A 14,332-nucleotide genomic window follows, 5' to 3' on the forward strand; every position below is an offset into this window, starting at 1 on the left:
GAAACGCATGAAACGACGACACTTCATGGGCAGCTTCGCGGCGGCCGCCGGCGCGTTCGGCCTGGGCGGCAACGACGCCGCGGCGGTGCCCGCGCCGGCGGCGGCGCGCCCGGGCGCGGAGCGCGAGTGGATGCTCGGCCTGCTGCAAAAGTTGGCCGAGCCGGTCCTCTCCGCGATGGCGCGGGGCGAATTGAAAAAACGCTTCCCGCTCGAACTGAGCCCCACGTGGGACGGCCGCAGCCCGCAGGTCGCGTACCTGGAATGCTTCGGCCGCCTGATCTCCGGCATCGCGCCGTGGCTGGCGCTGCCCGACGACGCAACGGCGGAAGGCCGCCTGCGCGCGCGCCTGCGCCAGCTCGCGCTGCAGTGCTACGCGCATGCCGTCGACCCGGCGAGCCCGGACTACCTGGGCTGGAACGCCGGCGGGCAGGCGCTCGTCGACTCGTCCTATTTCACGAATGCGCTGATCCGCGCGCCCAAGGCGTTGTGGGAGCCGCTTGACGCCGCGACGAAGCGCCGCATCGTCGGCGAGATCAAGGGCTTGCGCCGGATCGAGCCGCCCTACATCAACTGGATGCTGTTCGCGGCGATGAACGAGGCCTTCCTGCTGTCGGTGGGGGAGGACGCCGATCCGATGCGCACGAACGTCGCGATCCGCAAGGTCAACGAGTGGTATGTGGGCGACGGCTGGATCAAGGACGGCGAGACGTTCCACTTCGATTACTACAACTCGTACGTGATGTACCCGATGCTGTTCGAGATCCTCGAAGTGCTGGAACGGCACAATGCGCCGTTCTGGAACGGCAAGCCGGCGGAGCTGCGCGCGCAGGCGGGCAAACGCATGCAGCGCTATTGCGAGCACCTGGAGCGCTTCATCTCGCCCACGGGCACGTATCCGCCGATCGGCCGCTCGCTCACGTACCGCACGGCCGTGTTCCAGCCGCTCGCGCTGCTGGCCTGGCGCAAGCTGTTGCCCGCCAGCCTGCCCGAGGGCCAGGTGCGCGCGGCGTTGCAAGCCGTCCACAACGCGATCTGGTCGGACCCGACCAATTTCACGAAGGACGGCTATCTGACGATCGGTTTCGTCGGCCACCATCCGGAACTGGCCGACATCTATTCCAACAACGGCAGCATGTACATCGCGTCGGAAAGCCTGCTGGCGCTGGGCCTGCCGCCGGGCGATTCCTACTGGACGAGCCCCGGCCAGGACTGGACGCAGAAAAAGGCCTTCGCGGGACGCCCGTTCCCAAAGGATTACGCCGTCAATTACTGAGTATGCAATATATGGCGCACATCGTCCTATATGTTTATGGCATGCCAGACCGTAAAGAATCCATAGTGGGATGGATTGCGCGGCTACGTACAATGGTCCCGTGCGGTCGTAAACACCTGGACGTGGCCGCATATCCGCGCAGACCGGCGCAGGCCGCCGGTCCGTGAGCAGGCGAGACCGACGCAACGAACCCCCTCGTTGCGTCGCGATGCGACAACGTTGTCGCCGCCCGCTGGGCCAGCCTGCACGGATCGATCAAAAAAACCAAGCAATCACATAAACAGAGAAAGGGAGACAAATACATGGTCAGCAACAAGCTTTACAAGACCGTACTGGCGACGTTGATCGCCGAACTGTGCGTGACGGCGTATGCCGGCGCGCAGACCACCACCGAACAACCCGCCGACGGCGCGGTGCAGCAGGTCGTCGTCAGCGGTATCCGCGCGTCCCTCTCTTCGTCCCTGATGACCAAGCGGCTGCAGGACAGCGTCGTCGACGCCGTGTCGGCGGAAGACGCCGGCAAGTTCCCGGACACGAACATCGCCGAATCGCTGCAGCGCGTGACGGGCGTGCAGATCCAGCGCAACAACGGCGAGGGCCGCTATATCTCCGTGCGTGGCCTGGGCCCGGAATTCAACAACGTCCTGATCAACGGCCGCACGATGACGAGCGATACCGGCGGCCGCGAATTCTCGTTCGACGTGCTGTCGTCCGACCTGATCTCGAAGGCCCTCGTGTACAAGACGTCGCAGGCCTTCCTGCCGGAAGGCGGCATCGGTTCGACGGTCGACATCCAGACGGCGCGCCCGCTGTCCGGCAAGGCCGGCCAGTCGACCGTGGTCAACGTGTCGGATTCGTACGACTCGAATTCGAAGAAGAACACGCCGAACCTCAGCGCCCTGTACAGCTATGCGAACGCGGAGAAGAACTTCGGCGTGTCCGGTTCGCTGTCGTACACGGACCGCGCGTCGCGCCAATACAAGGCCCTCAACGACGCCTGGAACCTGCTGGACGTGAAGACGATCAACGGCAACCTGAATTCCACGGGCCTGACGGCCGCCGACGTCACGACCCAGAAGCTGATCATGCCGCAAAGCTACGGCTTCCAGAATGAAGACGAAAGCCGCAAGCGCCTCGTCGCCAACACGACGGTGCAATACAATCCGTCGTCCAGCTGGAAGATCACGGCCGACGCCCTGTATTCGCGCCTGAACCAGCGCAACAAGGTGATCGCCATCAGCGACTGGATGAATCCGACCCAGCTGAACGTGAAGTATGACGCGAACGGCCAGGTGACGGGCTTCGACCGTCCGGGCTCGACCTTCGTCGCCAACAATCCGGGCCTGGCCGCGGCGGGCATCCTGACCGACGCCAATTCGAACGACATGATCGTCAAGGGCGGCGACCGCCTGTCGACCACGCTGGCCTACGGCCTGAATTCGAAGTGGAACCTGTCGCCCGACTGGAAGGTGGAAGGCGACCTGTCGACGTCGCGCACGTCGATCGGCTATCCCGACCTGTGGATCGTGGCCGGCATGGTGCCGAAGAACGGCGACGTGCTGACCTTCGGTTCGACGCCGACCGTGACCTTCGGCGACGGTATCGCGGACCCGACGGCCGTACGTGCCCACGCGGTCGGCAACAACATCGCCACCAACCACGACAACCTGCACGAAGCCCGCCTGAACGCGTCCTGGAATCCGGACATGGGCGTGTTCAAGGGCCTCGATTTCGGCACCGCCTACTCGCAGCGCAAGGTCGAGCACATCTCCTGGAGCGCCGACTCGTGGAACGCGTTCTCCGGCTACCACGTGTCGCTGCCGTCGTCGCTGTTCACGGTGACGCCGCTGGGCAATCCGTTCGGCAGCGGCGGCGGCGTGCCGCCGAATTTCCTGAGTTTCGATCCGTACGCCTACATGGCGTACCTGAACCAGCCATCCCTGATTCCGCAATCGAACGATCCGGCCCATTATGCGGACAAGTCGATCTATCCGAACGGTCCGATGGCGATCGACTACACGAAGCCGTCGCTGTGGGCCGTGCGCGAAAAGGTGGCGAATGCCTTCATCCAGTCGAACTGGGAAGGCGACCGCTGGTCCGGCAATGCGGGCCTGCGCTACATGCACGTGAATTCGCTGTCCTCGGGTACCAGCCGCGTCCTGTTGTCGGCGGTGCAAAGCCCGAACGACACCACGTACATCCAGAACTGGGGTCCGATGCAGACGAATTCGGTCGGCAGCAGCTATAACGCCTGGCTGCCGTCCGCCAACGTGAAATTCGACATCACGCACGACATGCTGCTGCGCCTGGCCGCATCGAAGACGCTGACCCGTCCGACGCTGAACCAGATGGGCGTCAGCAACTGGTACGGCGGCCGTACCGGCTACGTCACGAGCGGCGGCGGCAACCCGTACCTGAAGCCGATGCGTTCGACCAACTTCGACGTGTCGTACGAATGGTATCTGTCGAAGACGAACTACGTCAGCGCAGCCCTGTTCATGAAGAAGGTGTCGGACTTCCTGGAGACGTCGCTGCAGGACACGAAAGTGCCGCAGTATCCGAACGAGATCGTGCACGACACCCGCATCCGCAACGGCCAGACGGGCCGGATCAAGGGCGCCGAACTGGCCGGCCAGTATGCGTTCGACGATATCAGCCCGCTGCTGCGGGGCTTCGGCGTGACGGCGAACTACACCTACGTGGATGCGGAAGCGAACCGCGATACGTCCTCGGGTCCCGTGGAATGCGGCTATCCGGGCCTGTCGCGCCAGTCGTACAATGCGTCGCTGTTCTTCGAGAACGCCAAGTTCCAGGCACGGGCCAGCTATAACTGGCGCAATCACTTCTCCATCGATTGCGGCGGCGGCAGCACCTTGCCGCGCAACCGCGCGGCCTACGGCCAGACGGATGCGAGCCTGCGCTACAACCTGACGTCGCAACTGTCGCTGTACGCGGACTTCATCAACTTGACCAACGCCAAGGTGCACGAGTTCGCCAACAACGACTCGCAGTTCCTGACGCTGGAGAACGACGGCCGCCGCGTCAACCTCGGCCTGCGCATGCAGTTCTAAGAACCTATGGTAGGGTGGGCGCCCCGCGCCCACCATGCGTTACTGCGACGCATACGTTTGGTGGGCGGGGGCCGCCCACCCTACTAAGATAGGTTCTAAGCAATCGGGGTCAGAGCGTCACCGCTGCGCGGTGCCAGTCTCTGACCCCGATTTTTATTTGATTAGTTTATGCTCGCGCAGCCACTCCTCGGCGCGTTGCGGCCACAGCGCCGTGTCGCCGTGGTCGTGGGTCATGCCGAACCCGTGGCCGCCGTGCTCGTAGATGTGCATCTCCGCCGGCACATGGGCGCGGGTGAGGGCCTGGAAGAACATGATGCTGTTGTCGACCGGGACCGCGCCGTCGTCCTGGGCGTGGACCAGGAACGTCGGCGGCGTCTGCGGCGTGACCCGGGTTTCCAGCGACATCGCCTTCACGAGCTCCGGCGCCGGGTTCGCGCCCAGCAGCGCGTGGCGCGAACCGGCGTGCGCGTACGGCGGCATCAAGGTGATCACCGGGTACATCAGCATCAGGAAGTCGGGCCGCGCGCTGACCGCGTCGAGCGGGGCGCCCGTGCGTCCGGCCGGATCGTCGTACAGCGTGGCCGCGCTGGCGGCGAGGTGGCCGCCGGCCGAGCTGCCGATCACGCCGATGCGCTCCGGCGCGACGCCGTAGTCGGCGGCGTGGGCGCGCACGATGCGGATGGCGCGCAACACGTCCTGCAGCGGGGCGGGGTGGCCGAAATCCGACAAGCGGTACTTGAGGACGAAGGCGGCCACGCCGAGGCCGGACAGCCACTTCGCGTAGTTGCCGCCCTCGTGGTTGAACGCCAGGAATTCATAGCCGCCGCCCGGACAGACGATCACCGCCGTGCCGGACGCGCGGCCGGGGGCGGCCGGGTAATAGGTCAGCGTCGGTTCGACGACGTGGGAGATGCTCCAGCCGTCGTTCCGCTCCGGGCCCAGGTTTGCCTTCGCACCCGGCACGCCTTCCGGCCAGAGCGGAATGACGGTGGTCTGCGCCTGGGCGCAGGAGGCGATGAAAAAGAAAAATGTCAGCAATAGTTTGCGCATCGGGGGGCCTTGAAAAGAACGAGTGAAGGCGAATTCTGAGCACCGCCGGGCGCGCGGCGCAAGTGTCAAATCGGCGAATCCCGCTCATGATTTTGCTTGATTGGCCCGCCGGCGCGATTTCATGACGGGCGCTGGCGGATTTCAGCATTGCGGCGCCACGGCGCGATCCGGAGAATATCTCCCTTTTTCTCCCGAGGACAAGCCCGTGCACCGACCCGCCGCTTTCAAGAAAATAGTCGTCCTGTTGTGCACCGCCTTCTGCTGCGGCGCCGCGCCGGCCGCCGAGCCGGCGGCGTGGATGAATACGAAGCTCGGCGCGAACGAGCGCGCGAACCTCGTGCTGCGCGAGATGACGCTCGACGAGAAGCTGAAGCTCGTGTTCGGCTACTTCGGGGGGGACGACAAGTGGAAAAAGACCACGCGCCCGGCGCCGGCGTACGACCAATCGGCCGGATTCGTCTACGGCGTGCCGCGCCTCGGCATCCCGCACCTGTGGGAAACGGACGCCGGCCTCGGCGTGGCGAGCCAGGCGGGACCGAACGTGCGCCACGCGACGGCGCTGCCGTCCGGCCTGAACACGGCGGCCACGTGGGACGTGGGGACCGCGTATGCGGGCGGCGCGATGATCGGCGCGGAAGCCCGCGCCTACGGCTTCAACGTGCTGCTGGCGGGCGGCGTCAACCTGCTGCGCGAGCCGCGCAACGGCCGCAACTTCGAATACGGCGGCGAGGATCCGCTGCTGGCCGGCCGCATCGTCGGCGCCCAGATCAAGGGCATCCAGTCGAACCACGTCGTCTCCACCTTGAAGCATTTCGCGCTGAACGACCAGGAATCCGGGCGCACGACGGTGAACGTGCGGATCGACGAGGCCGCGGCACGCATGTCCGACCTGCTGGCCCTGCAGATCGCGTACGAGGACGGCAACCCCGGCGCCGTCATGTGTTCGTACAACCTTGTCAACGGCGTCCACGCGTGCGAGAACGCGCATCTGCTGAACGAGGTGCTCAAGGCCGACTGGGGCTTTCCGGGCTGGGTGATGTCCGATTGGGGCGCCGTCCACAGCACCGTGCCGGCGGCGAATGCGGGCCTGGACCAGCAGTCCGGCATGCCGTTCGACTTGTCCGACTATTTCGGCGCGCCGCTCAAGGAAGCCGTGTTGAACGGCTGGGTGCCGCGCGCGCGGCTGGACGACATGGCGCGCCGCGTCCTGCGCTCGATGTTCGCGCACGGCCTCGTCGACCATCCGGTGGCGCCGGCCCCTGACACGATCGCCGCCCGCGCCGATGCCGCGGTGTCGCTCAAGGATGCGCAGGAGGGCATGGTGCTGCTCAAGAACGATGCCCGCGTCCTGCCGCTGCGCGCGGCCGTCAAGCGGATCGCCGTCATCGGCGGCCACGCCGACAAGGGCGTGCTGGCCGGCGGCGGGTCGTCGCTCGTGTACCCGGCGGGCGGCAACGCCGTGCCGGGCATCGCGCCGACGACGTGGCCCGGTCCGGTCATGTACTATCCGTCGGCGCCGCTGGACGCCATCCGCAAGCGCGCGCCGGGCGCCACGGTCACGTATGCCGACGGCACCGACCGCGCCGCGGCGGCCGCGCTCGCGCGCGCCAGCGACGCCGTCGTCGTGTTCGCGACCCAGTGGATGGGCGAGGGCATGGACGCGCCCGACCTGTCGCTGCCCGGCGGCCAGGACGACCTGGTCGCCGCCGTGGCGGCCGCCAATCCGAAGACCGTGGTGGTGCTGGAGACGGGCGGTCCCGTCACGATGCCGTGGCTGCGCAACGTGGCGGGCGTGCTCGAAGCGTGGTATCCGGGCACGAGCGGCGGCGAGGCCATCGCGAGCGTCCTGTTCGGCGACGTCAATCCGTCCGGCCACCTGCCGGCCACGTTCCCGGCGTCGGAGGCGCAATTGCCGCGTCCCGCCGTGGACGGTTTCCCCTATGTGCCCGAGCGGCGCTTCGAGACCGATTACCTGGAAGGCGCGGCCGTCGGCTACAAATGGTTCGACCTGAAGGGCCTGAAACCCCTGTTCCCGTTCGGGTTCGGGCTGTCGTACACCGATTTCGCGCTGTCCGGCCTCGCGGCCGACGTCAAGGACGGCATCGTGCACGCGTCGTTCACGGTGACGAACACCGGCAAGGTGGCGGGCAAGGAAGTGGCCCAGGTCTACGTGGCGCCCGTCGGCGCGCGCTGGGAGGCGCCGAAGCGGCTGGCCGGGTTCGCGAAAGTCGCGGTCGCGCCGGGCGCCTCCGCCAGGTCGTCGGTCACGGTCGATCCGCGCCTGCTGGCCGTCTTCGACCCCACGACGAAGACGTGGAACGTGGCCGCGGGCGACTACCGGGTCATCCTCGCGGCCAGCGCGGCGGACGACAAGGCCGCCGGCACGACGGTGCATCTCGACGCGGCCGCGTACGACGTCAACGGCAAGCCGCTCCAGGCGCGGGCGGCGGAATGAATGAGGACTGAGGGACGCTATCACGTTGTGTAGGCGCAACGCGGCGGCGATGCGGCGTAGGTGGGCTGTTATGATGCCAGCGACGTCCCCATGAGAGGTGGCGGCTGGAGACATTCACTCACCATGCCATATGCAAGAGTTTTATAGGAAGGCACTGCTCGCGTTCATCGCCATCGTCATCCTGGATGCGCTGCTGGCGGTCGTGCTCGTCGAGCGGAGCTATCTGGCGGCGGCCCTCCTGCCGGACGGCGCGGACGGCGTGCGCTGGCGCATCGGCTTCACGGGGGACGCGGCGAACGGGGCCTCCGCCATCATCGTCGACGGCGCCGCGCGCGACCGGCTGCGCTTCGACGTGAACCTGCCGCCCGGCGGACCGGCCTCTTTTGGGTCGGCGGACCTGCTGGCGGAGGACGCGCGCGGGCAGCCGGCCCTGGCGGACCTGTCGAAGTACAGCACGGTGACGTTCGTCGCCAAGTGCGCGCCCGCCAATTCCCTCGTCTTCGTCATTTCGATCTTCGACGAACACGTCTCGAATCCCGGCTACTTCCTGACCTATCCGCCGGCGCAGACGTTTTTTTCGTGTAACGAGCAAGGCGTGCCGGTGTCGCTCGACCTGACGCGCCTGACGGTTCCCGAATGGTGGTTCGGCACCATGCGTCTCGACCTCTCGCACCAGGACTTCAAGGCGGACCACGTGGCGCGGCTCGTGTTCGGGCCGACGGGGCAAAGCCCGCGCGGCATGCCCGCGCACGTCGAGATCGCCAAGATCGTGCTGCGCGGGCGCGACTACCGCTATCTCGGCTGGCTGGCGGCCATCGTGACGGCGGGGTGGATCGCGTTCGGCATCTGGTTCTTCCGCGCCCACGCGCGCGCGATGATCGCGAACGTGGACGCGACGCTCAAGAAAGACCTGCCGCTCGTCGCCTACCGCCAGCTCACGCTGGAACCTTACCGCGACAAGGAAAAGGCATCCGTGCTGCGGTTCATCGCGACGAACTACACCAATCCCGAACTGGATCTGGAAGGCGTGGTGGCCGGGACGGGGACGAACCGCACGAAGGTCAACGAGGTGCTGAAATCGGAACTCGGCATGACCTTCACCAGTTACCTGAACAAGCTGCGCCTGACGGAAGCGGCCCGGCTGCTGACCGAGAACGGCGCCACGACCGTCGCGGAGATCGCGTACTCGGTCGGGTATGCCAACGTCTCCTACTTCAACAAGCTGTTCAAGGAAGAATACGGCTGCACGCCGAAGGCCTTCCGCACGCTGGCGGCCCAGCAGGACCAGGCCGCGCCCCCCGTCCACGAAACGACCACGCCTTGACCGCCGGCCGGCCCTGCCGGCTGCGCGACCGTCTTCCCATCCCCATTTGCCGTCTCCTCGCACTCCGTATGCGATGTCGTTGTGTGCGCCACACACATCGTTGTTTTCATGTGCGCCGTTGGTGATTTTCGGAATTGTCCTACAGATTGCCCCCAATCAAAATGATTTCAGCGCCAATACGGCGTACATACGCTTTCCGTGTCCCACATCAGCGGAAGCATACAAAAACGCAGAGGAGAAATCAGTGAAACAGTTTCAGAGAACCGCCATCGCCGTGGGCGCCGCCCAATTCGTGCTGATGGCCAGCGGAGCCATGTTCGCGCACAGCGCGTTCGCGGACGACGCCACCAAGAAGGACGACAAGTCCGATACCAACACCGTCGTCGTCGTCGGCCAGCGCGCCGCGCTGGAGTCGGCCGCGATGCGCAAGAAGAACGCGGACGAAGTCGTCGACTCGATCGTCGCCGACGACATCGGCAAGCTGCCGGACAAGTCGGTGACGGAAGTGCTGCAGCGCGTGGTCGGCGTCACCATCGACCGCACGCTGAACCGCATCGACCCGCAGCAGGGCGTGGGCGACGGCATCAACCACTTCGCCGCCGAGGGCACGGGCGTGTCGATCCGCGGCCTGTCGTATGTGCGTTCGGGCCTGAACGGCCGCGATTCGTTCTCCGCCAACGGCGGCCGCTCGCTGAGCTTCGAGGACGTGCCGCCCGAGCTGATGGCCGGCGTGGACGTGTACAAGAATCCGTCGGCCGAGCAGATCGAGGGCGGCATCAGCGGTATCGTGGACCTGCGCACCCACCTGCCGTTCGACTTCAAGGGTTTCAAGGCCGGGGTATCGGGTGACGTTTCGCGCCAGCAACTGCGCGGCAAGAACGCGCCGTCGCTGTCCGGCATGGTGTCGAACCGCTGGAACACGGACTACGGCCAGGTCGGCGTGCTGCTCGACGTCGCGCGTTCGCGCTACAACGCGCGCAGCGACGGCTTGAATATTTCGCCGTACGTGCCGCGCACGGATGCCGTGACGGGCGACACCAGCGGCGCCAAGCGCTGGATCACCAACGGCGGCTCGTGGACCCGCAACGATTTCGAGCGCGAGCGTACCGGCCTGTACGGCGCGCTGCAGTGGAAGAAGGACACGCTGTCGTCCGCGCTGACCTATTTCCGGTCGGATTACGACATGCACACGACGGAAAGCGCGCTGTTCATGGCGGGCAATCCGGCCACGATCCAGGTCGATCCGGGCGCCACGTTCGGCCCCAACGGCGCCCTGCTGCAGGGCACGATCCGCGCGCCGCAGGACAAGGGCGTCGGCCTCGGCACCGATGCCCGCAGCGCCGGCCGCAAGGCGAAGACGACCGACATCTCGTGGAACGCCCAGTGGCGCGCGACCGACCAGTGGACCTTCAGCACCGATCTGCAGCACGTCGGTTCCACCTCGAACGGCTACGACAACACGGTCGGCACGGGCGGCTTCATGCCGAAGGAAACGATGGACCTGCGCGGTTCGATGCCGACCCTCACCTTCGACGATGCCGACCGCGCCGCGCTGGTCGATCCGAAGAACTACTACTGGTCGTTCGCCCAGGAACACCGCGACACGGCCGTCGCCCAGCAGAACGTGGCGCGCGTGGACGCCAAGTTCGTTTTCGACAGCACCGTGCTGAACGACCTGCGTTTCGGCGTGCGCTTCACCAACCGCGGCGCGGAGACCCGTTCGACGCACGGCAGCGAGTGGGCCGCGATCACCCAGACGTGGCAGGCCGGCGACCAGAGCTGGCAGCCGCTGACGAGCCTCGCCTACCTGAGCGATCCGCGTTTCGCCGGCCCCACGACGACCCTGTCGTACCCGAACTTCTTCGGCGGCAAGGCCCCGATGCCGCCGACGATCATCGTGCCGCAGATGTCGACGACGAGCCCGAACGGCGATGCGCCGCCGGCCGCCTTCGCCCAGTTGCACGCCTTCCCGATCCCGCTGTGCCGCAATGCCTGCACGGCCGAGAGCCTCTGGAAACCGGCGCCGTACGGCGACGCGCAAGGCCTGAACCAGCAGCATGAGAAGACCCGCGCCGCGTACGCCCAGCTGCGCTTCGCCGTCGACACCTGGCGCTATCCGGTGGACGGCAACGTCGGCGTGCGCGTCGTGCGCACCGACATGTCGGCGAACGGCTACCTGCTGCTCACGCCGCTGTCGGCGACGGACATCACCAAGTTCAGCGGCGTGCCGCAGTTCGCCGCGATGAGCGACAAGCGCGAGTTCGACAACAAGTACACCAACGTGCTGCCCAGTCTGAACCTGCGCCTGAAGGCGAGCGACGAGCTGCAGTTCCGCGCGGCGTTCTCGAAAGGGATCGCACGTCCGGACTTCTACCAGCTGCAGACCTATACGCAGCTGAGCGAGGGGATCAAGTCGCACACCGATCCGGCGACGAAGCAGGAAATCCTGGATGGCGTCACCTTCACCGGTAGCGGCCGCGGCAACCCGATGCTGACGCCGACGCGCTCGAGCAACATCGACCTGACCGCGGAATACTACTTCGGCCATGGCGGTTCGCTGACGCTGGCGGTGTTCAACAAGAAGCTCAAGGACATCGTCATCGGCCGCACGGCGGCCTACTGGGTGAACGACACGGCCGGCCAGGCGCACGACTTCCTGGTCACGGGCCCCGCCAACGACGCCGACGGTCGCGCCCGCGGCGCCGAGATCGGCTACCAGCAGTATTTCGACAAGCTGCCCGGCCTGCTGTCCGGCGTCGGCGTGTCGGCCAACTACACGTACATCGACAGCCGCCTGAACCTGCGCGAGTCGCCCACGTCGGTGTGGTGCACGCCGAAGGATACGGCGGCAGCGAACCTGAACCGCGACATGGGCGGTTGCGACACGGACGGCCGCCTGCTGAACTACGGACAGCCGCCGATGACGGGCATGTCGAAGAACTCGTTCAACCTGGCCGTGCTGTACGACAAGGGCCCGGTGTCCGCGCGACTGGCCTACACCTGGCGTTCGAAGTACCTGCAGGCGATCAATGCCTACGGTACGGCGGACGGCAGCGGTATCGACGGCAACCCGGACAGCCCGAACTTCGGCAAGGCGTATTCGGTGAACTACGCGTTGCCGACCTGGGGCGGCGCATACGGCCAGCTCGACGGCAGCTTCCAGTACAAGTTCAACGACAACGTGACCGTGTCGGTGCAGGCGTCGAACCTGACCAACTCGCTGTACAAGACCTACATGCAGCAGGGAATCGGTATGATGGAGCGTGGCGCGTTCTACACGGGCCGCAGCTACTCGGTCCGGATGGGTTACACCTTCTGACCGGGATGATGTGAGCAGTACGCCTCCCGCATGCCGTTCCGGCTGCGGGAGGTTTTTGCGTTTCTGTATGGGAGAACAGCATGTCCGGGAAGGCCATTCGTAAAATCGTCATCGTGGGCGGCGGCACCGCCGGCTGGATGACCGCCGCGCCGCTGGCGCTCAGGTTGGGAGGATCCCTCGAGATCGTGCTCGTCGAGTCGCCCGACATCGGTACGATCGGCGTCGGCGAATCGACGCTGCCGACGATCCGTTACTACAACCACGCGCTCGGCATCGACGGCGCCGAATTCGTCCGGCGCACGAAAGCGACGTTCAAGCTCGGCATCGATTTCCGGGACTGGGGCCACCTGGGCAACCGGTTCTTCCACGGCTTCGGCGATTTCGGGCCGCCCATCGAGAACCGTCCGGCCTTCATGTACTGGCTGCGCCTCGCGCGCGACGACAAGAACATGCCGCCGTACGAGGAATGGTCGATCTCGACCGCGATGGCCCACGAGGGCCGATTCGTGCCGCCGTACGGCGACCAGCCCGGCCCGACCAATGCGTATTCCTACGCCTTCCAGTTCGACGCGGGCCTGTACGCCGTCTTCCTGCGCGACTACGCGACGGCGCGCGGCGTGCAGCGGATCGAGGGCACGGTGGGCGAGGTCGAGCAGCATCCGGAGACGGGCTTCATCACCGCGCTGAAGCTGCGCGACGGCCGCCGCGTCGAGGGCGACCTGTTCGTCGATTGCACCGGTTTCCGCGGCCTGCTGATAGAAGGCGTGTACGGGGCCGGCTACGAGGACTGGAGCGCCATGCTGCCCTGTAACAGCGCCCAGGCCGTGCCCAGCGCGCTGGCCGACAAGCTCACGCCCTACACGCGCTCGACGGCGAAGAGCGCCGGCTGGCAGTGGCGCATCCCGCTGCAGCACCGCAACGGCAACGGCCACGTGTACTGCGACGGCTTCATGTCGGACGACGAGGCGGGGCGGGTGCTGCTGGAAGGCCTGGACACCGAACCGCTCGACACGCCGCGCCAGCTGCGGTTCACGACGGGCCGGCGGCGCAAGTCGTGGGTCAAGAACTGCGTGGCGATCGGCCTGTCCAGCGGCTTCCTCGAACCGCTCGAATCGACGAGCATCAACATCATCGAACTGGCGGTCGGCTGGCTCGTCCAGTATTTCCCGGACCGCGACTGCAGCCCCGAACTGGCCGACGAATTCAACCGCCTCGTCTCGCAACGCTACGAGTTCGTGCGCGACTTCATCATCCTGCACTACAAGCTGACCAACCGCACCGATTCCGAATTCTGGCGCTATTGCGCGAACATGCCGATCCCCGACGCGCTTCAGCACCAGATCGACCTGTTCCGCGCCTCCGGCCGCATCGCCATCTACGATCCGGAGGGGTTCCAGGTCGACTCGTACGCATCCATCATGCTGGGGCACGGCATCCGGCCGGAGCGGACCGATCCGAACATCGACCGCATGGACATGGCGCGCCTGGCCGACCATTTCCGCAAGGTGCGCGCCACCATCCGCCAGGTGGTCGGCACGATGCCCGAGCACGCGGCGTTCGTCGACCAGGTCGTGCGCGCGCAATCCTGAACCCGTCCCGGCCAACCACCTCATCCGGCCCGGCGTCCCCCGCCGCGGCCGCGCCAACCTCTCCCGTTTCAACGTCCCCCGCAGTGCTTGCGCGTGGGCGGCGCCGCTGGCTCATGCATTGTTATTAGACTGGCGATATTTCCTTGAGTTTGCGTTGCGTTAATACGACGTTCATAAATTTAATTTCCGGATTGGCAAATTTAAGAATTGTCTCGCCAATGACCCACGGCCAGAATGCATTTGCCACCTTC

At 66.1% G+C, this 14,332-nt stretch carries 7 protein-coding genes; 6 read left to right on the forward strand and 1 reads right to left on the reverse strand.

Going from position 1 to position 14,332, the window contains the following annotated elements; genetic code table 11:
- Positions 1–7: 7 nt before the first annotated feature.
- Positions 8–1,273 (forward strand): DUF2264 domain-containing protein, encoded by a 1,266-nt coding sequence (locus tag ISF28_RS10175; RefSeq protein WP_198117064.1) that lies wholly within the window; start codon positions 8–10, stop codon positions 1,271–1,273.
- A gap of 302 nt (positions 1,274–1,575) precedes the next feature.
- Positions 1,576–4,344: a TonB-dependent receptor gene (locus ISF28_RS10180; protein ID WP_198117065.1), complete on the forward strand. Its 2,769-nt coding sequence runs from the start codon at positions 1,576–1,578 to the stop codon at positions 4,342–4,344.
- A gap of 153 nt (positions 4,345–4,497) precedes the next feature.
- Here ISF28_RS10180 and ISF28_RS10185 read toward each other — a convergent pair whose 3' ends face one another.
- On the reverse strand, positions 4,498–5,394 hold the full coding sequence (locus tag ISF28_RS10185; protein WP_198117066.1) for an alpha/beta hydrolase: 897 nt from the start codon (positions 5,392–5,394) through the stop codon (positions 4,498–4,500).
- 298 nt (positions 5,395–5,692) lie between these two features.
- On the opposite strand from ISF28_RS10185, the gene ISF28_RS10190 reads away from it, so the two are divergent.
- The 4 genes from ISF28_RS10190 (at position 5,693) to ISF28_RS10205 (ending at position 14,081) form a co-directional block, all read left to right on the forward strand.
- Positions 5,693–7,849 carry a glycoside hydrolase family 3 C-terminal domain-containing protein gene (locus ISF28_RS10190; protein ID WP_198117208.1) on the forward strand — a complete coding sequence of 719 codons (2,157 nt, stop codon included), beginning with the start codon at positions 5,693–5,695 and terminating at the stop codon, positions 7,847–7,849.
- Positions 7,850–7,979: 130 nt separating this feature from the next.
- Positions 7,980–9,173: a helix-turn-helix domain-containing protein gene (locus tag ISF28_RS10195; RefSeq protein ID WP_198117067.1), complete on the forward strand. Its 1,194-nt coding sequence runs from the start codon at positions 7,980–7,982 to the stop codon at positions 9,171–9,173.
- Positions 9,174–9,417: 244 nt separating this feature from the next.
- Positions 9,418–12,492: a TonB-dependent receptor gene (locus tag ISF28_RS10200; protein ID WP_198117068.1), complete on the forward strand. Its 3,075-nt coding sequence runs from the start codon at positions 9,418–9,420 to the stop codon at positions 12,490–12,492.
- 80 nt (positions 12,493–12,572) lie between these two features.
- Complete coding sequence (locus ISF28_RS10205) at positions 12,573–14,081, forward strand: tryptophan halogenase family protein (protein ID WP_198117069.1); 1,509 nt, start codon at positions 12,573–12,575, stop codon at positions 14,079–14,081.
- Positions 14,082–14,332: the final 251 nt, after the last annotated feature.

Source organism: Massilia rhizosphaerae (genome assembly GCF_016093545.1).
In the GTDB taxonomy this organism is placed as follows: domain Bacteria; phylum Pseudomonadota; class Gammaproteobacteria; order Burkholderiales; family Burkholderiaceae_D; genus Telluria; species Telluria rhizosphaerae.

Excerpts from the sequence above, each read along its gene's own strand:
- ISF28_RS10205 (WP_198117069.1), top strand. The coding sequence starts at position 12,573 with ATGTCCGGGAAGGCCATTCGTAAAATCGTCATCGTGGGCGGCGGCACC.
- ISF28_RS10185 (WP_198117066.1), bottom strand. The coding sequence starts at position 5,394 with ATGCGCAAACTATTGCTGACATTTTTCTTTTTCATCGCCTCCTGCGCC.
- ISF28_RS10195 (WP_198117067.1), top strand. The coding sequence starts at position 7,980 with ATGCAAGAGTTTTATAGGAAGGCACTGCTCGCGTTCATCGCCATCGTC.
- ISF28_RS10190 (WP_198117208.1), top strand. The coding sequence starts at position 5,693 with ATGAATACGAAGCTCGGCGCGAACGAGCGCGCGAACCTCGTGCTGCGC.
- ISF28_RS10180 (WP_198117065.1), top strand. The coding sequence starts at position 1,576 with ATGGTCAGCAACAAGCTTTACAAGACCGTACTGGCGACGTTGATCGCC.
- ISF28_RS10175 (WP_198117064.1), top strand. The coding sequence starts at position 8 with ATGAAACGACGACACTTCATGGGCAGCTTCGCGGCGGCCGCCGGCGCG.